This is a genomic window from Exiguobacterium sp. LL15 (genome assembly GCF_024436095.1).
Classification (GTDB): Bacteria; Bacillota; Bacilli; order Exiguobacteriales; family Exiguobacteriaceae; genus Exiguobacterium_A; species Exiguobacterium_A indicum.
In genome coordinates, this window is the sequence record NZ_JANFNX010000005.1 from 13,857 (window position 1) to 31,354 (window position 17,498).

The following is a 17,498-nucleotide window of genomic DNA, read 5'->3' on the forward strand; positions in this document are numbered from 1 at the left end:
CCTCCCTTTCTTAACCGCGAAGTTCTTCGACGGTTTTACCGCGGAGTTTCGCAACTTCTTCAGCACGTTTGAGTGATGTGAGACCTTCGACAGTCGCACGAACCATGTTGATTGGAGTGCTTGATCCAAGTGATTTTGAAAGAATGTCGTTGATTCCCGCTAATTCGAGAACCGCACGAACTGGACCACCAGCGATGACTCCAGTACCTTCAGAAGCAGGCTTCAAGAAGACGTGACCTGCACCGAATACACCGTTGACTTCGTGTGGAATTGTTGTGTTAACGATTGGGACGTTAACCATGTTTTTCTTAGCATCTTCGATTGCTTTACGGATCGCTTCAGGCACTTCCTGAGCTTTACCCGTACCGAAACCTACGTGACCATTCTTGTCACCAACGACGACGAGTGCAGCAAAACGGAAGCGACGGCCACCTTTTACTACTTTCGCGACGCGGTTTACGGTAACAACGCGTTCTTCGAGTTGATCCATGTTAATTTCTAACTGGCGCATGTAGAGGTTCCCTCCTTTTCTATTAGAATTTGAGACCAGCTTCACGAGCTGCTTCAGCTACAGCTTTGATACGTCCATGATAGAGATATCCTCCACGGTCGAAAACGACTGTTTCGATACCTTTTTCAAGAGCGCGCTCAGCTGCGAGCTTACCAACTGCTGCCGCAGCGTCAGTCGTGTTGCCTTTTTCAAGGTCGAGTGATGATGCAGATGCGAGTGTTGCATGTGTTGCATCGTCAATGACTTGTACGTAAATGTTCTTGTTCGAACGGAATACGTTCATACGTGGACGTGTTGCAGTCCCGATGATTGTACGACGGACACGACCATGACGTTTTTTACGCGTAGCGTTTTTATCTGCCTTTGAGATCATTTATGCCACTCCTTTCCGGTCAATTCGCATTCGCGAATTACTTACCTGTTTTACCTTCTTTACGACGAACGACTTCATCACTGTAACGAATACCTTTACCTTTGTACGGCTCAGGTTGACGGTACGAACGGATCAATGCAGCGACGTGACCAACACGTTCTTTGCTGATTCCGCGAACGATGAGTTGCGTATTCGTAGGAACTTCGACTTCGATGCCTTGTTCCGGAGTGTACTCGATTGGGTGTGAGTAACCGAGGTTGAGTACGATTTTGTTACCTTGCTTTTGTGCACGGTAACCAACACCTTGGATATCAAGTGTCTTAGCGAAACCGTTGCTAACACCTTCGACCATGTTCGCGATAAGCGCACGAGTCGTTCCGTGGATCGTACGGCTTGCTTTCTCGTCGTTCGGACGAGTGACAGTCAATTCATTACCTTCTACGTTGATCGCCATAGCTGGGCTGAACTCGCGTGAGAGTTCCCCTTTAGGACCTTTTACCGTAACCGTGTTGTTTTCAACTGTTACTGTAACGCCTGCTGGGATGACGACTGGCTTTTTACCAATACGTGACATTTAAGACACCTCCGTTCTTTTTATGCGTGTATTACCAGATGTATGCGATCACTTCGCCGCCGACTTTTTGTTGGCGAGCTTCTTTGTCAGTCATTACACCTTTAGATGTTGAAACGATAGCGATTCCGAGACCACCGAGTACTTTCGGGATTTCATCAGCTTTCGCGTAAACGCGAAGACCTGGTTTCGAGATACGTTTGAGTCCAGTGATAACGCGCTCGTTGCTTGCGCCGTATTTAAGGAATACGCGGAGCGTACCTTGTTTGCTGTCCTCGAGATATTCAACATCGCGGATGAAACCTTCACGTTTGAGGATTTCAGCGACTTCACGTTTGATTGTAGAAGCTGGCATTTCCAACTTCTCATGGCGAACCATGTTTGCATTACGAATGCGTGTAAGCATATCTGCAATCGGATCTGTCATAACCATGCGATGTACCTCCTTTCACAACTTTAATGAATTACCAGCTTGCTTTTTTAACACCAGGGATTTGACCTTTATGAGCAAGATCACGGAACTTAATACGGCTGATACCGAATTTACCAATGTAACCGTGTGGACGGCCAGTGATACTACAACGGTTGTGTAAACGAACCGCTGAAGAGTTACGTGGGAGTTTGCTCAAGCCGATGTAGTCGCCTTGTGCTTTCAATTCTGCGCGTTTTTCAGCGTAGCGCTCAACGAGTGCTTGACGTTTTACTTCACGTGCGATCATTGATTTCTTAGCCATGTTGTCGACCTCCCTTATTTTTGGAATGGCATGCCGAGTGCAGTGAGAAGCTCACGTGACTCTTCATCCGTGTTAGCAGTAGTTACGATAACGATGTCCATACCACGGACTTTCGATACGCGATCGTAGTCGATCTCTGGGAAAATCAATTGTTCCTTCACGCCTAGCGTGTAGTTACCACGGCCATCGAAAGATTTTTTCGATACGCCACGGAAGTCACGTACACGTGGAAGTGACACGTTGATCAACTTGTCGAGGAATTCGTACATGCGCTCGCCACGAAGTGTAACCTTCGCACCGATTGGCATACCTTCACGAAGTTTGAAACCAGCGATTGATTTCTTAGCTTTCGTGATGAGTGGTTTCTGACCAGTGAGGAGCTGAAGCTCTTCGACTGCCATGTCAAGTGCCTTAGAGTTCGTAACAGCGTCACCAACACCCATGTTGATTACGATTTTATCGACTTTCGGCGCTTGCATTACAGAACTGTAATTGAATTTCTCCATCATTACTTTGACGATTTCGTCTTGGTATTTAGCTTTTAAACGGTTCATCAGAAAGTGGACCTCCTTTCTTTAAATCTTCTTATTTATCTAAAGCTTCGCCCGATTTTTTAGCGATACGTACTTTCTTGCCGTCAACCACAGTGAAACCAACGCGTGTTGGGTTACCTGTCTTAGGGTCGATGAGCATAACGTTCGATACGTGAATCGGTGCTTCTTTCTCGACAATTCCGCCTTGCGGGTTGAGTTGAGAAGGTTTTGAGTGTTTTTTGATCATGTTAACGCCTTCGACGATTACGCGATCTTTTTTAGGCATAGCTGTAAGGACAACGCCTTGTTTGCCTTTGTCTTTACCAGTCATAACCTGAACTTTATCACCTTTTTTGACATGCATCGTTAGAGCACCTCCTTGTAGGAATTCTTTGGAATTAAAGTACTTCCGGTGCCAACGAGACGATCTTCATGAAGTCTTTTTCACGAAGTTCGCGTGCGACTGGTCCGAAGATACGTGTGCCACGTGGGCTTTTGTCATCTTTGATGATGACTGCTGCGTTTTCGTCAAAACGGATGTACGAACCGTCTTTACGACGAACGCCACGTTTAGTACGAACGACTACTGCGCGTACAACTTCACCTTTTTTGACAACGCCACCTGGTGTTGCTTGTTTTACTGTACAAACAATAACGTCACCGATGTTAGCAGTTTTACGACCAGAACCACCGAGGACTTTGATCGTCAAGACTTCACGAGCTCCTGAGTTGTCTGCTACTTTTAAGCGAGATTCTTGTTGAATCATACGATTGTACCTCCCTCCGGATGTTTATTCACCCGAACTAATTAGAGTTTAGATGATTACTGCTTCTTCAATGACTTCTACGAGACGGAAACGTTTGTCCTTAGATAATGGACGTGTTTCTTGAATGCGTACAACATCACCGATTTTAGCTGTGTTGTTTTCATCATGCGCTTTGTACTTTTTAGAGTAGTTTACGCGTTTGCCGTAAAGCTTGTGCTTTACTTTTGTTTCAACTGTAACTACGATCGTTTTGTCCATTTTGTCAGAAACGACGCGTCCAGTTAACACTTTGCGGTTGTTAGTGCGTTCCATTGAGTGTTCCTCCTCTCAGAATCCGAGTGAATTATGCGTTGTTGATGCCGAGTTCGCGTTCACGAAGAACGGTTTTCGCGCGTGCAATCGACTTGCGCACTTCACGGATACGAGCAGGGTTCTCAAGCTGACCAGTCGCGAGTTGGAAACGAAGGTTGAACAACTCTTCTTTCCACGAACCGACTTTACCGTTAAGCTCTTCAGTTGTTTGCTGACGGAGATCAGTTGCTTTCATTCGTATCACCACCATTTTCTTCACGTTTTACGAACTTACATTTTACTGGAAGTTTGTGTGATGCAAGACGGAGAGCTTCGCGTGCGATCTCTTCCGATACTCCTGCGATTTCGAACATTACTTTACCCGGTTTGACGACTGCTACCCAGCCCTCCGGAGCACCTTTACCTGAACCCATTCGGACTTCAAGAGGTTTTTTAGTGTATGGCTTGTGTGGGAAGATCTTGATCCACACTTTACCACCACGTTTCATATAACGAGTCATCGCGATACGCGCTGATTCGATTTGACGGCTAGTGATCCAGCTAGCTTCTTGAGCTTGGATACCGAACTCGCCGAAGTGTACTGTAGTACCACGTTTCGCTTTACCACGCATGTTGCCGCGGTGAACACGACGATATTTTACACGTTTTGGTAACAACATGTTGTGTTGCCTCCTTCCCTAGACGGATGTGGATTATTCTTCGTTTGCTGCTGCTTTTTTCGTAGGAAGCACTTCACCGTGGTGGAGCCATACTTTTACGCCAATTTTGCCGTAAGTTGTATCAGCTTCTGCAGTACCGTAATCGATGTCTGCACGGAGTGTATGAAGTGGAACTGTTCCTTCCGAATACTTCTCAGAACGAGCGATATCAGCGCCACCAAGACGACCAGAAACTTCAGTCTTGATTCCTTTGATACCAGAACGCATTGAGCGTTGGATTGATTGCTTCATAGCACGACGGAACGATACGCGACCTTCAAGTTGGCGAGCGATGTTCTCAGCGACGAGCTTAGCAACTGCATCCGGGTTTTTCACTTCAACGACGTTAACGTGAACGCGTTTGCCTTTTGCAAGGTTAGTGATGTCTTTACGAAGTGTTTCGATTTCAGAACCGCCTTTACCGATAACCATACCAGGCTTAGCAGTGTGAAGTGAGATGTTCAAGCGGTTAGCTGCGCGCTCGATTTCTACTTTAGAGACACTAGCGTCTTTAAGACGTTTTTCGATATATTCACGAACTACGTAGTCTTCATGAAGGAGATCAGCATAGTCTTTATCTGCGAACCAACGTGATTCCCAGTCTTTGATGATACCTACGCGAAGACCAGTTGGGTTAATCTTCTGACCCACGGTAATCCCTCCTTATTTTTCAGATACCACGATGTGAACGTGGCTCGTACGTTTGTTGATGCGGCTTGCGCGACCCATTGCACGTGGGCGGAAACGTTTGAGCGTTGGACCTTCGTTTACGTAAGCCTCAGTGACTACGAGGTTTTCGATGTTCATGTCGAAGTTGTGCTCAGCGTTCGCGATTGCCGATTTCAATACTTTCTCAACGATTGGCGTTGCTGCCTTGTTCGTGTAAGCAAGAATCGAAAGTGCTTCGCCGATTTGCTTCCCGCGGATTAAGTCTACTACGAGACGTGCCTTACGAGGAGCAATGCGAACCATATTAGCCGATGCTTTTGATTGCATAATGAGTACCTCCCCTCAGATTAACGTTTCGTTTTCTTATCGTTTCCAGCATGTCCTTTGTAAGAACGTGTTGGAGCGAATTCACCAAGTTTGTGACCGACCATATCTTCTGTCACGTAAACCGGTACGTGTTTACGACCATCGTAGACAGCGATCGTGTGACCGATGAACTCTGGGAAGATTGTCGAGCGGCGTGACCAAGTTTTGATGACATGTTTGTCACCAGCTTCGTTGGCTTTATCAACCTTAGCGAGCAGATGGTGATCTGCGAATGGACCTTTTTTCAAGCTGCGACCCATAGTTGTACCTCCCTTTGGCATGATTCAGGAACGGTTCCTACGAACCGTCCAGAAATCATGTAATTATTTTTTAGAACGACGGACGATATATTTATCGCTCGCTTTGTTTTTCTTACGAGTTTTGTATCCGAGTGCCGGTTTACCCCAAGGAGTAAGTGGGCCCGAACGACCGATTGGAGCACGTCCTTCACCACCACCGTGTGGGTGATCGACTGGGTTCATGACAGAACCACGAACTGTAGGACGTTTTCCGAGCCAGCGTGAACGACCAGCTTTACCGATATTGACGAGCTCGTGCTCTTCATTACCGACAGCGCCGACTGTTGCACGGCAAGTAGCAAGGATCATACGAGTTTCGCCTGATTGAAGACGAACGATCGCGTATTTACCATCTTTACCGAGAAGCTGAGCAGAAGTACCAGCTGCGCGAACGAGCTGACCACCTTTACCTGGCTTAAGTTCGATGTTGTGGATCAACGTACCGACTGGGATGTTTGAAAGTGGAAGAGCATTACCGACTTTAATGTCAGCTTCTGGTCCAGCCATGACTTGCATGTCTACTTTCAAGCCTTTCGGTGCGAGGATGTAGCGTTTTTCACCATCGATGTAGTGGATCAATGCGATGTTAGCAGAGCGGTTTGGATCGTACTCAATTGTAGCGACACGACCAGCGATGCCATCCTTGTTCCGTTTGAAGTCGATGATACGATATTTACGTTTGTGTCCGCCACCTTGGTGACGTACTGTCAAGCGACCTTGGTTGTTACGTCCGCCCTTTTTCGAAAGCTTTTCAGTTAACGATTTTTCAGGACGTGAAGCCGTAATCTCAGCAAAGTCGAGTGCAGTCATATTACGACGACCGTTAGTGGTCGGTTTAAACTTTTTAATTCCCATCGAGAGTTCCCTCCTTTTCTACAGAGTTCCGATTAACCGAGGTAATCGAGTTCTTTGCTATCTGCAGTAAGCGTGACGACCGCTTTTTTGCGGCGTGCTGTGTAACCAGCGTGACGACCTACGCGTTTTGCTTTTGGTTTTGAGATCAATGTGTTGACTTTGTCAACTTTCACTCCGAAGATCGCTTCAACTGCATCTTTGATTTGAGTCTTAGATGCCTTCACGTCTACTTCGAATGTGTACTTTTTCTCAGCCATTTGGTTTACTGAACGTTCAGTAATGACAGGACGTTTGATAATGTCGTGTGTGTGTGCCATTATGCAAGCACCTCCTCTACTCTCGCAACAGCGTCCTTCGTAATGATGACTTTGTCATGAGCGACAAGATCAAGGACGTTTACACCTGCAGCGTCAACGACTGTGACACCTGGGATGTTGCGTGTTGAAAGAACGACTGACTCGTTGTAATCAGCAGTAACGACGAGAACTTTACGTTCAATTGAAAGAGCAGCGAATACTGCGATCATGTCCTTAGTTTTAGGAGCATCGATTGTCAATCCTTCAAGAACGATGAACTCGTTGTTAGCGACTTTCGAAGAAAGTGCTGAACGAAGTGCGAGACGACGAACCTTTTTAGGAAGTTTGTAAGCGTACGAACGTGGTGTTGGACCGAAGACTGTTCCACCGCCAACCCATTGTGGCGAACGGATCGAACCTTGGCGTGCACGACCAGTACCCTTTTGTTTCCATGGTTTACGGCCGCCACCGCGAACTTCCGAGCGACCTTTTGTATCATGTGTACCTTGGCGACGTGAAGCTTGTTGCATGACGATTGCATCGTATACGACTGCTTCATTTGGCTCGATTCCGAAAACGGCATCTGCGAGCTCGATGTCTCCAACTTGTGTACCTGTTTGGTTAAGCAAAGCTACTTTAGGCATTCGTTATTCCTCCTTTCCTTGCAAACGGATTAGTTGCCTTTAACCGCAGTTTTGATGACAACTTGGCTCTTACGTGCGCCTGGGATAGCACCCTTGACGAGGAGTAAGCCGCGTTCTGCATCAACTTTTACGATTTCAAGGTTTTGAACAGTGATTTGCTCTCCACCCATGCGTCCAGGGAGCAATTTCCCTTTGAATACACGGTTAGGAGCAACAGGACCCATTGAACCTGGGCGACGGTGGTAACGCGAACCGTGAGCCATTGGACCACGTGATTGGTTGTGACGCTTGATTGCACCAGCGAAACCTTTACCTTTCGACGTACCTGTTACATCAACCATTTCGCCTGCAGCGAAAGTATCTGCTTTAATCTCTTGACCGATTTCGAAATCTGCTACTGATGTACGGATTTCTTTAATGAAGCGCTTAGGTGTCGCGTTTGCTTTCGCAGCGTGACCTTTTTGCGGTTTGTTTTGACGACCTTCTTTGATATCACCAAAGCCGAGTTGGACTGCTTCGTAACCGTCAACTTCCGTTGTTTTCAATTGAAGAACAACGTTACCTTCGACTGAAACGACAGTAACAGGGACGACTTCGCCTGACTCGTTGAAGATTTGTGTCATACCGAGTTTAGTTCCTAAGATTCCTTTAGCCATGAGATACACCTCCTAATATTGAATGATTTTGATCTTCTGGCTAGTATCAACTATCTATAGAAGAAAAATTAAAGTTTGATTTCGATGTCAACGCCCGATGGAAGTTCGAGACGCATAAGCGCATCAACAGTTTTCGGTGTTGGGTTAACGATGTCGATCAAACGTTTGTGTGTACGCATTTCGAACTGCTCACGAGCATCTTTGTACTTGTGAACGGCACGAAGTACTGTGTAGACCGCTTTCTCCGTTGGGAGTGGGATCGGACCAGATACAGTAGCACCTGAACGTTTTGCTGTGTCGACAATTTTCTCAGCCGATTGATCAAGCACGCGGTGATCGTATGCTTTCAAACGGATCCGAATTTTTTCATTTGCCATGTTATTTCCCTCCTTTTCGCCTATTTTGTAAATAGACATTCTCCGCGGAAATTTCCACACTAGCCATGGCAATGCCGCCTGGTGTGTCATAACCTCCCGCTTCATCGCGTTGTGTTTGTGACCAACATATTCTATCATACTGAATCACCAGCAAGAATGCAAGCACTAATAAAATAGAATATGTATTCAAGTCTCTCACCACTCGCACAAACACTTTCCTCAGTATATAAGATGTCAGACCATGTTGCAAGACTGTTTTCAAAGAAATGAAAAAAGGTCTTCCGCCACGGGAGACGGAAGACCTTTGTCTTAAAAATTACTCAACGATTTCTGTAACTGATCCAGCGCCTACTGTACGGCCACCTTCACGGATTGAGAAACGAGTTTCTTTTTCAAGAGCGATTGGTGCGATGAGTTCAACAGTCATTTCGATGTTGTCCCCAGGCATAACCATTTCAGTACCTTCTGGAAGTTGAACCATACCAGTTACGTCAGTTGTACGGAAGTAGAACTGCGGGCGGTAGTTCGCGAAGAATGGCGTGTGACGGCCACCCTCTTCTTTAGAAAGAACGTAAACTTGCGCTTTGAACTTTTTGTGTGGTGTGATTGTGTTTGGTTTCGCGAGAACTTGTCCACGCTCGATGTCGTCACGTGATACACCACGGAGAAGAGCACCGATGTTGTCGCCAGCTTCAGCATAGTCAAGAAGCTTACGGAACATCTCTACACCAGTACATACTGATTTTTTAGTTTCTTCGTGAAGACCAACGATTTCGATCTCGTCGTTGACTTTAAGAACTCCACGCTCAACGCGGCCAGTAGCAACTGTACCACGACCAGTGATTGAGAAGACATCCTCAACTGGCATCATGAAGTCTTTTTCAGTGTCACGAGTTGGTTCTGGGATGTACTCATCGACAGCTGCCATGAGTTCCATGATTTTTTCTTCCCATTTAGCTTCGCCGTTAAGCGCGCCAAGAGCAGAACCTTGGATAACTGGGAGGTCATCACCTGGGAAGTCGTACTCAGAAAGAAGCTCACGGATTTCCATTTCGACGAGCTCAAGAAGCTCTTCGTCGTCAACCATGTCAACTTTGTTCATGAATACTACGATGAAAGGAACACCTACTTGACGTGAAAGCAAGATGTGCTCACGTGTTTGTGGCATTGGACCATCTGTTGCAGAAACAACGAGGATCGCGCCGTCCATTTGTGCAGCACCAGTGATCATGTTTTTAACATAGTCAGCGTGACCTGGGCAGTCAACGTGTGCATAGTGGCGTTTTTCTGTTTCGTACTCGATGTGAGCTGTTGCGATTGTGATACCGCGCTCGCGCTCTTCTGGAGCACCATCGATTTGGTCAAACTTAGTTGCAGCTTTACCTTGTGCTTTTGCAAGTACAGCTGAGATAGCTGCTGTTAAAGTTGTTTTACCGTGGTCGACGTGGCCGATTGTACCAACGTTAACGTGCGGTTTAGAACGGTCGAATTTTTCCTTACCCATTCTGAATTCCTCCTCTATGTGTCTAATAATTTTTTATAACTAGGAAGGTGAGTCGTAAGATAACGTACACCTTCCTTAGCTTACACTAATCATAAAAGCGTGACAACCTGTGAAGGATTAGCCGTTCGCTTTTTTGATGATTTCTTCCGCAACTGATTTCGGTACTTCTTCGTAGTGATCGAAGTGCATCGAGTACGTTCCGCGACCTTGTGTGCGTGAACGAAGACCAGTAGCGTATCCGAACATTTCAGAAAGTGGAATCATTGAACGGACAACTTGAGCGTTACCGCGTGCTTCCATACCTTCTACGCGACCACGGCGTGATGTAACATCACCCATGATGTCTCCCATGTATTCGTCTGGGATGACGATTTCAACTTTCATCATTGGCTCAAGGATAACAGCGCCGCTCTTATCTTTGAGTTGTTTGACTGCCATTGAAGCCGCAACTTTAAATGCCATCTCGTTTGAGTCGACATCGTGGTACGATCCGAAGACGAGTGAAGCTTTTACGTCAACGACCGGGTAACCAGCAAGGATACCGTTTTGAAGTGCTTCTTCGATTCCGTGCTCAACCGCTGGGATGTATTCACGTGGAACAACACCACCGACGATTTTGTTGTTGAACTCGAAGCCAGCGCCTTCTTCGTTCGGCTCGAATTCTACGACGACGTGACCATACTGACCACGACCACCAGATTGACGAGCGAACTTCGAATCGATCTTCGCCGCTTGGCGGATCGTTTCACGGTAAGCTACTTGTGGAGCACCAACGTTTGCTTCAACTTTGAACTCGCGACGCATACGGTCAACGATGATGTCGAGGTGAAGCTCACCCATACCTGAGATGATCGTTTGACCAGTCTCTGGGTTTGTTTCAGTGCGGAACGTTGGATCCTCTTCAGCAAGCTTAGCGAGGGCTTGACCCATTTTATCTTGGTCAGCTTTCGTTTTTGGTTCGATAGCGACCGAGATAACTGGTTCTGGGAATGTCATTGATTCGAGAACGACGTTGTCTTTCTCTGCACAAAGCGTATCTCCAGTAGTTGTATCTTTCAAACCTACAGCTGCAGCGATGTCACCCGCGTATACCATCGGGATCTCTTCACGGCTGTTTGCGTGCATTTGAAGGATACGTCCAAGACGCTCACGTTTGCCTTTTGTTGAGTTTTTAACGTACGATCCTGCCGAAGCTGTACCAGAGTACACACGGAAGAATGTAAGTTTACCGACGTAAGGGTCAGTCATGACTTTGAACGCGAGTGCAGAGAATGGTGCTTCGTCCGAAGACTCACGCACGATTTCTTCATCCGTATCCATGTCGATACCTGAGATCGCTTTAACGTCGATTGGTGATGGGAGGTAATCGAGAACTGCGTCAAGCATAAGCTGAACACCTTTGTTCTTGAATGCCGAACCTACGAGTACAGGATAGAAGTCAACTGTCAGAGTTGCTTTACGGATAGCCGCTTTCAACTCGTCGATTGTGATTTCTTCACCCTCGAGGTATTTCATCATCAATTCTTCTTCGTAATCCGCAACTGCTTCGATCAATGATCCACGGAGTTCTTCAGCTTGATCAGCGAGATCAGCTGGGAAACCGTCAGTCACTTCGATGTCAGTTCCGAGATCGTTGCCGTACATGTATGTTTTCTGTTCGACGAGGTCGATGATTCCTTTGAATTCATCTTCCGCACCGATTGGAAGTTGGATCGCGTGTGCGTTCGCTTGGAGGCGTTCGCGAAGCGTTCCAACCGAGTACAAGAAGTCTGCACCGATTTTATCCATTTTGTTAACGAAAACGATACGTGGTACGCCATAAGTTGTAGCTTGGCGCCATACTGTCTCAGTTTGTGGCTCAACACCAGACTGAGCGTCAAGTACTGCTACCGCACCATCAAGTACGCGAAGTGAACGTTCAACCTCAACTGTGAAGTCTACGTGTCCAGGTGTATCGATGATGTTTACGCGGTTACCTTTCCATTGAGCAGTTGTTGCTGCTGATGTAATCGTGATCCCACGCTCTTGCTCTTGCTCCATCCAGTCCATTTGTGAAGCACCTTCGTGCGTTTCACCAATCTTGTGGATACGACCCGTGTAATACAGGATACGCTCAGTCGTTGTTGTTTTACCAGCATCGATGTGAGCCATGATCCCGATGTTACGAGTGTTCTTAAGGGAGAATTCTCTTGCCATCTTTAAACATTCTCCTTTCGCATTTTAGTTTAGTGGTCGTGTGTTGCCACACGTCATGACTATACCCGAAAGCCACCTCATAATTCCATAAAAAATGGCATGCATGAGGTGGTGATTTTCGGAATTACCAGCGGTAGTGAGCAAACGCTTTGTTCGCTTCCGCCATTTTGTGCATATCTTCGCGCTTCTTAACAGAAGCACCAGTGTTGTTTGCAGCGTCCATGATTTCGTTAGCAAGGCGCGCATCCATAGTTTTTTCGTTACGGAGACGTGAGTAGTTCACGAGGTAACGAAGTGCGAGTGTCGTACGACGCTCTGGGCGAACTTCGACAGGAACTTGATAGTTAGCTCCACCTACACGGCGTGCTTTAACTTCAAGAACTGGCATGATGTTGTTCATCGCTTCTTCAAAGACTTCCATTGCATCGCGACCTGAACGTTCAGCGATAGTTTCGAAAGCTTTGTATAAGATTTGTTGAGCAGTACCTTTTTTACCATCTAACATAAGACGGTTGATAAGGCGGGTAACGAGTTTAGAGTTGTAGATCGGATCAGCCATTACATCACGACGTTCTGCTTGACCTTTACGTGGCATTCCGAGTCCCTCCTTTCATATAGTGAGGTGATATCTTAAGATATCTAGATTATTTTTTAACTTTAGGACGTTTAGTACCGTATTTCGAACGACCTTGCATACGGCCGTCAACACCAGCTGTATCAAGCGCACCACGAACGATGTGGTAACGTACCCCTGGTAAGTCTTTTACACGGCCGCCGCGGATAAGAACAACACTGTGCTCTTGAAGGTTGTGGCCGATACCTGGGATGTAAGCTGTTACTTCCATTGTGTTCGTCAAACGTACACGTGCGTATTTACGAAGAGCCGAGTTCGGTTTCTTCGGAGTCATTGTACCTACACGAGTACAAACACCACGTTTTTGTGGTGAGCTGATGTCAGTACGAGCTTTAATGAAGCTGTTGTACCCTTTGTTCAGCGCTGGCGAATCTGATTTCACAACTTTTGATTGACGTCCTTTACGGACTAATTGGTTGATAGTAGGCATCTTTGAGATCCTCCCTTCCTGAATTCATGACAAATTTCAAAACCACCGAGCCGGGTGGTTCATCGAAAGTCATAATGAAACGTTTTGCGTGGCTCAGGCATTCCATCGCCACACAAAACGCATTATCAAACTTTCTTAATGGCAACAGCTGTTGCTGCGACATCGATTCCACAAGCTTTTCCAAGCTCTTGCTTAGAAGGAACATTCACGACTGGAACGTTAGCTTGTTTCGCCGCATCGAGCAATGCTTGTTTTACGTGTTCATCTGCGTCATCCGCAATGATCACTTCCGACGCCTTGCCAGATCGCAATGCTTTGAGCGTTTGCTTTTGACCGACAAACTTCAAATCTGCGCCGACTACTTTTTTGTAAGACATGAAGATATCCTCCAAAATAACACAGCCGGTTGGCAACACTATATCATAGTAGCACCGCCATACCGGCGTGTCAAGGCGTTTTATTCTACCGGAGAATCGGCTTCTACAGGTGCTTCGCCAGCTACTTCGAGATCGATCTGACGGTAACGTGACATCCCAGTACCAGCTGGAACCAACTTACCGATGATGACGTTCTCTTTCAAGCCGCGAAGGTAGTCGCTCTTCCCTTTAATCGCTGCATCCGTAAGGACACGAGTCGTTTCTTGGAACGACGCAGCCGATAGGAATGAATCTGTTTCAAGTGACGCTTTCGTGATACCGAGAAGAACTGGTTTCGCCGAAGCGAGAGCTTTCCCGTTACGGAGCGCTTCTTTACAAGCTTCCTTGAACGTGCTGATATCGACGAGCGAACCTGGTAAGAGTGAAGTCTCACCAGACTCGATGACACGTACGCGACGGATCATTTGGCGAACCATGACCTCGACGTGTTTGTCACCGATCTCAACCCCTTGCATCCGGTATACTTTTTGAACTTCTTGGAGCAAGTAGTTCTGAACGCCGGATACACCTTTAACGTTCAAGAGTTCTTTCGGATCGATCGAACCTTCCGTGAAGACTTGACCAGCTTTGACCTCGTCCCCGAGCTGAACACGTAGACGCGAACCGAATGGGATCGTGTATGTGCGTGTTTCGCTGAGTCCTTGGACCGTCAATTCACGTTTGTCACGCGATTCCGTGAAGTCGATGACTTGACCATCGATTTCCGAGATGACCGCTTGACCTTTCGGGTTACGCGCTTCGAACAACTCTTGGATACGCGGAAGACCTTGTGTGATATCGTCCCCGGCAACCCCACCTGTGTGGAAGGTACGCATTGTAAGCTGCGTTCCTGGCTCACCGATTGATTGTGCCGCGATGATACCGACAGCTTCGCCGACTTCGACGTCGTTGCCTGTAGCCAAGTTACGTCCGTAACATTTCTTACAGACACCATGGCTTGTGTTACATGTGAAGGCAGTACGGATCTCAACGTTGTCGACACCAGCGTCCGTGATGGCACGCGCGAGGTCTTCATCGATGAGTTCGTTCGTTGAAACGAGGACTTCTCCTGTTTCAGGGTGAACGACGTTTTCGAATGCAGTACGGCCGACGAGGCGGTCGTAGAGGCTTTCAATCTCTTCCGTTCCTTCACGGAGTGCTGTGACGCGGATACCACGATCCGTTCCACAATCATCTTCACGGATGATGACGTCTTGAGCAACGTCAACGAGACGACGAGTCAGGTAACCTGAGTCAGCCGTTTTCAAGGCTGTATCGGCAAGACCTTTACGTGCACCGTGTGTTGAGATGAAGTATTCCTGTACCGTTAGACCCTCACGGAACGATGATTTGATCGGGAGCTCGATGATCCGTCCACTTGGAGCGGCCATGAGTCCACGCATACCAGCGAGCTGCGTGAAGTTCGACGCGTTACCACGGGCACCGGAGTCACTCATCATGAAGATCGGGTTGAGACGGTTGAGGGATTTCATCAGACGAGACTGAATTTCATCCTTCGCATCATTCCACGATTTAACGACGCGCTCATAGCGCTCGTCTTCTGTGATGAGACCACGACGGTACGATTTCATGACGCGGTCGACATTGTCCTGCGCTTCAACAAGAATCTCTTGTTTATCCGGAAGAACGATGATGTCCGCGATCCCTACCGTGATACCGGCACGAGTCGAGTGTTTGAATCCGAGGTTTTTCATGCGGTCGAGCATGCGGCTTGTTTCTGTCGTCTCAAACCGTTTGAAGACTTCCGCGATGACATTTCCAAGGAATCCTTTTTTGAACGGGTCGATGATCGGACGGTTCTTCAGTTCTGCCGCGACATCTGTTCCTTTTTCAAGGAAGTACTTGTCTGGCGTCGCTTCTTGAAGGTTCGTCATCGTTGGTTCGTTCAAGTAAGGGAACGTCGTTGGGAGGATCTCGTTGAAGATCAACTTACCGACTGTTGTAATCAATAATTTCTCGTTTTGCTCTTCCGTGAATGTCGGGTTCTTGAGAACGCCGGCTGGAATCGCAACACGTGTATGGAAGTGCGCATAACCGTTTTGGTAAGCGATGAGCGCTTCGTTCACTGTCGAGAAGATTTTACCTTCGCCGATCGCGTTTTCGCGCTCGAGCGTGAGGTAGTAGTTACCGAGGACCATATCCTGCGATGGTGTAACAACAGGTTTACCGTCTTTCGGGTTCAAGATGTTTTGTGCAGCGAGCATGAGAAGACGTGCCTCTGCTTGTGCTTCTGCCGAAAGTGGTACGTGAACCGCCATTTGGTCACCATCGAAATCGGCGTTGTATGCCGTACATACGAGTGGGTGAAGGCGAATCGCGCGTCCTTCGACGAGCGTTGGTTCGAACGCCTGGATACCGAGACGGTGAAGTGTCGGTGCACGGTTTAAGAGAACCGGATGCTCACGGATGACTTCTTCGAGGACATCCCAGATTTCAGGTTGAACGCGCTCGATTTTCCGTTTCGCACTCTTGATGTTCGGTGCGATGCCACGAGAGACGAGTTCTTTCATGACGAACGGTTTGAAGAGTTCAAGGGCCATTTCTTTTGGAAGACCACATTGATACATCTTCAGGTTTGGACCAACGACGATAACCGAACGACCAGAGTAGTCGACACGTTTACCGAGCAAGTTTTGACGGAAACGTCCTTGTTTCCCTTTCAACATGTGTGAAAGTGATTTAAGTGGACGGTTACCTGGTCCAGTGACTGGACGACCGCGACGACCGTTATCGATCAAAGCATCAACTGCTTCTTGAAGCATCCGTTTTTCATTCTGAACGATGATGTTCGGAGCGCCAAGGTCAAGAAGACGCTTGAGACGGTTGTTACGGTTGATGACGCGGCGGTACAAGTCGTTCAAGTCAGACGTCGCGAAACGTCCGCCATCGAGTTGAACCATCGGACGAAGTTCCGGTGGGATGACTGGAAGTACTTCAAGCACCATCCATTCTGGATTGTTGCCTGAGTTACGGAACGCATCGAGGACTTCAAGACGTTTGATCGCACGCGTACGACGTTGTCCTTGAATCATACGAAGCTCTTCACGTAATGCAGCGACTTCTTTATCGAGTTCTACGTCACGGAGCAATTTACGAACTGCTTCCGCACCCATTTCAGCAGTGAACGAACGACCGAACTTCTCACGATATGCACGGTATTCTTTCTCTGAAAGGAGTTGTTTCTTCTCAAGTGTCGATTCGCCTGGATCTGTGACGACGTACGACGCGAAGTAGATGATCTCTTCTAACGCACGCGGTGACATGTCGAGGACGAGTCCCATACGGCTAGGAATTCCTTTGAAGTACCAGATGTGCGAAACCGGTGCTGCGAGCTCGATGTGACCCATGCGCTCACGACGGACTTTCGACTTCGTGACTTCAACGCCACAGCGGTCACAAATGATTCCTTTATAGCGGATCCGTTTGTATTTACCACAGTAACATTCCCAGTCTTTTGTTGGACCAAAGATACGTTCACAGAACAAACCGTCTTTCTCCGGTTTGAGTGTACGATAGTTGATCGTCTCCGGCTTTTTCACTTCCCCGAAAGACCATGAACGGATCTTTTCGGGGGAAGCGAGGCCGATTTGCATATATTCAAATCTATTAACATCTACCAAGGGGTGGACCTCCCTT

At 47.4% G+C, this 17,498-nt stretch carries 25 protein-coding genes; all 25 read right to left on the reverse strand.

Annotated elements, in window-relative coordinates:
• Positions 1-10: 10 nt before the first annotated feature.
• The 25 genes from rpsE to rpoC all read right to left on the reverse strand — a co-directional run bounded on the left by rpsE (position 11) and on the right by rpoC (position 17,482).
• Positions 11-511, reverse strand: coding sequence for a 30S ribosomal protein S5 (gene rpsE, locus NOM72_RS15515; protein ID WP_023466639.1), 501 nt, complete (start codon positions 509-511; stop codon positions 11-13).
• Between the two features lie 22 nt (positions 512-533).
• On the reverse strand, positions 534-884 hold the full coding sequence (rplR, locus tag NOM72_RS15520; RefSeq protein ID WP_023466638.1) for a 50S ribosomal protein L18: 351 nt from the start codon (positions 882-884) through the stop codon (positions 534-536).
• Positions 885-921: 37 nt separating this feature from the next.
• The gene (gene rplF / locus NOM72_RS15525) at positions 922-1,458 is read right to left on the reverse strand and encodes a 50S ribosomal protein L6 (RefSeq protein WP_023466637.1); all 537 of its coding nucleotides are present in this window, start codon (positions 1,456-1,458) and stop codon (positions 922-924) included.
• 31 nt (positions 1,459-1,489) lie between these two features.
• Complete coding sequence (rpsH, locus tag NOM72_RS15530; protein ID WP_012369023.1) at positions 1,490-1,888, reverse strand: 30S ribosomal protein S8; 399 nt, start codon at positions 1,886-1,888, stop codon at positions 1,490-1,492.
• A 31-nt stretch (positions 1,889-1,919) separates the two neighbouring features.
• Entirely contained in the window at positions 1,920-2,189 is a 270-nt protein-coding gene (gene rpsN / locus NOM72_RS15535; protein WP_023466636.1) for a 30S ribosomal protein S14, read from the reverse strand.
• Between the two features lie 14 nt (positions 2,190-2,203).
• Positions 2,204-2,743: a 50S ribosomal protein L5 gene (rplE, locus tag NOM72_RS15540; protein ID WP_023466635.1), complete on the reverse strand. Its 540-nt coding sequence runs from the start codon at positions 2,741-2,743 to the stop codon at positions 2,204-2,206.
• Between the two features lie 31 nt (positions 2,744-2,774).
• Positions 2,775-3,086, reverse strand: a complete 312-nt coding sequence (rplX, locus tag NOM72_RS15545) for a 50S ribosomal protein L24 (protein ID WP_012369020.1) — start codon at positions 3,084-3,086, stop codon at positions 2,775-2,777.
• A 34-nt stretch (positions 3,087-3,120) separates the two neighbouring features.
• Complete coding sequence (gene rplN, locus NOM72_RS15550; protein ID WP_012369019.1) at positions 3,121-3,489, reverse strand: 50S ribosomal protein L14; 369 nt, start codon at positions 3,487-3,489, stop codon at positions 3,121-3,123.
• Positions 3,490-3,537: 48 nt separating this feature from the next.
• Positions 3,538-3,801: a 30S ribosomal protein S17 gene (gene rpsQ, locus NOM72_RS15555; protein WP_023466634.1), complete on the reverse strand. Its 264-nt coding sequence runs from the start codon at positions 3,799-3,801 to the stop codon at positions 3,538-3,540.
• Between the two features lie 31 nt (positions 3,802-3,832).
• A complete protein-coding gene (gene rpmC / locus NOM72_RS15560) occupies positions 3,833-4,036 on the reverse strand; it encodes a 50S ribosomal protein L29 (protein ID WP_012369017.1) in 204 nt (67 codons plus the stop codon).
• Positions 4,023-4,460, reverse strand: a complete 438-nt coding sequence (gene rplP / locus NOM72_RS15565) for a 50S ribosomal protein L16 (RefSeq protein WP_012369016.1) — start codon at positions 4,458-4,460, stop codon at positions 4,023-4,025. Before rplP ends, rpmC begins: the two co-directional genes overlap by 14 nt.
• A gap of 33 nt (positions 4,461-4,493) precedes the next feature.
• On the reverse strand, positions 4,494-5,150 hold the full coding sequence (rpsC, locus tag NOM72_RS15570) for a 30S ribosomal protein S3 (RefSeq protein WP_023466633.1): 657 nt from the start codon (positions 5,148-5,150) through the stop codon (positions 4,494-4,496).
• 12 nt (positions 5,151-5,162) lie between these two features.
• Positions 5,163-5,495: a 50S ribosomal protein L22 gene (gene rplV / locus NOM72_RS15575; protein WP_012369014.1), complete on the reverse strand. Its 333-nt coding sequence runs from the start codon at positions 5,493-5,495 to the stop codon at positions 5,163-5,165.
• A 20-nt stretch (positions 5,496-5,515) separates the two neighbouring features.
• Positions 5,516-5,794, reverse strand: a complete 279-nt coding sequence (rpsS, locus tag NOM72_RS15580; protein WP_012369013.1) for a 30S ribosomal protein S19 — start codon at positions 5,792-5,794, stop codon at positions 5,516-5,518.
• Positions 5,795-5,857: 63 nt separating this feature from the next.
• Positions 5,858-6,688 (reverse strand): 50S ribosomal protein L2, encoded by an 831-nt coding sequence (gene rplB / locus NOM72_RS15585; protein ID WP_023466632.1) that lies wholly within the window; start codon positions 6,686-6,688, stop codon positions 5,858-5,860.
• 32 nt (positions 6,689-6,720) lie between these two features.
• A complete protein-coding gene (gene rplW, locus NOM72_RS15590) occupies positions 6,721-7,005 on the reverse strand; it encodes a 50S ribosomal protein L23 (protein WP_023466631.1) in 285 nt (94 codons plus the stop codon).
• Complete coding sequence (gene rplD, locus NOM72_RS15595) at positions 7,005-7,628, reverse strand: 50S ribosomal protein L4 (RefSeq protein ID WP_023466630.1); 624 nt, start codon at positions 7,626-7,628, stop codon at positions 7,005-7,007. The genes rplW and rplD overlap by 1 nt, the downstream gene beginning before the upstream one ends.
• A 29-nt stretch (positions 7,629-7,657) precedes the next feature.
• Positions 7,658-8,284, reverse strand: coding sequence for a 50S ribosomal protein L3 (gene rplC, locus NOM72_RS15600; RefSeq protein WP_023466629.1), 627 nt, complete (start codon positions 8,282-8,284; stop codon positions 7,658-7,660).
• A 68-nt stretch (positions 8,285-8,352) separates the two neighbouring features.
• A complete protein-coding gene (rpsJ, locus tag NOM72_RS15605; RefSeq protein ID WP_029343090.1) occupies positions 8,353-8,661 on the reverse strand; it encodes a 30S ribosomal protein S10 in 309 nt (102 codons plus the stop codon).
• A 316-nt stretch (positions 8,662-8,977) separates the two neighbouring features.
• The gene (gene tuf, locus NOM72_RS15610; RefSeq protein WP_023466627.1) at positions 8,978-10,165 is read right to left on the reverse strand and encodes an elongation factor Tu; all 1,188 of its coding nucleotides are present in this window, start codon (positions 10,163-10,165) and stop codon (positions 8,978-8,980) included.
• Positions 10,166-10,282: 117 nt separating this feature from the next.
• A complete protein-coding gene (fusA, locus tag NOM72_RS15615) occupies positions 10,283-12,361 on the reverse strand; it encodes an elongation factor G (RefSeq protein ID WP_029343088.1) in 2,079 nt (692 codons plus the stop codon).
• A 124-nt stretch (positions 12,362-12,485) separates the two neighbouring features.
• Entirely contained in the window at positions 12,486-12,956 is a 471-nt protein-coding gene (gene rpsG, locus NOM72_RS15620) for a 30S ribosomal protein S7 (protein ID WP_023466623.1), read from the reverse strand.
• A gap of 49 nt (positions 12,957-13,005) precedes the next feature.
• Complete coding sequence (rpsL, locus tag NOM72_RS15625; protein WP_023466621.1) at positions 13,006-13,425, reverse strand: 30S ribosomal protein S12; 420 nt, start codon at positions 13,423-13,425, stop codon at positions 13,006-13,008.
• Between the two features lie 125 nt (positions 13,426-13,550).
• Positions 13,551-13,802 carry a ribosomal L7Ae/L30e/S12e/Gadd45 family protein gene (locus tag NOM72_RS15630; protein WP_023466620.1) on the reverse strand — a complete coding sequence of 84 codons (252 nt, stop codon included), beginning with the start codon at positions 13,800-13,802 and terminating at the stop codon, positions 13,551-13,553.
• Between the two features lie 80 nt (positions 13,803-13,882).
• Positions 13,883-17,482, reverse strand: coding sequence for a DNA-directed RNA polymerase subunit beta' (rpoC, locus tag NOM72_RS15635; protein ID WP_023466618.1), 3,600 nt, complete (start codon positions 17,480-17,482; stop codon positions 13,883-13,885).
• Positions 17,483-17,498 lie beyond the last annotated feature (16 nt).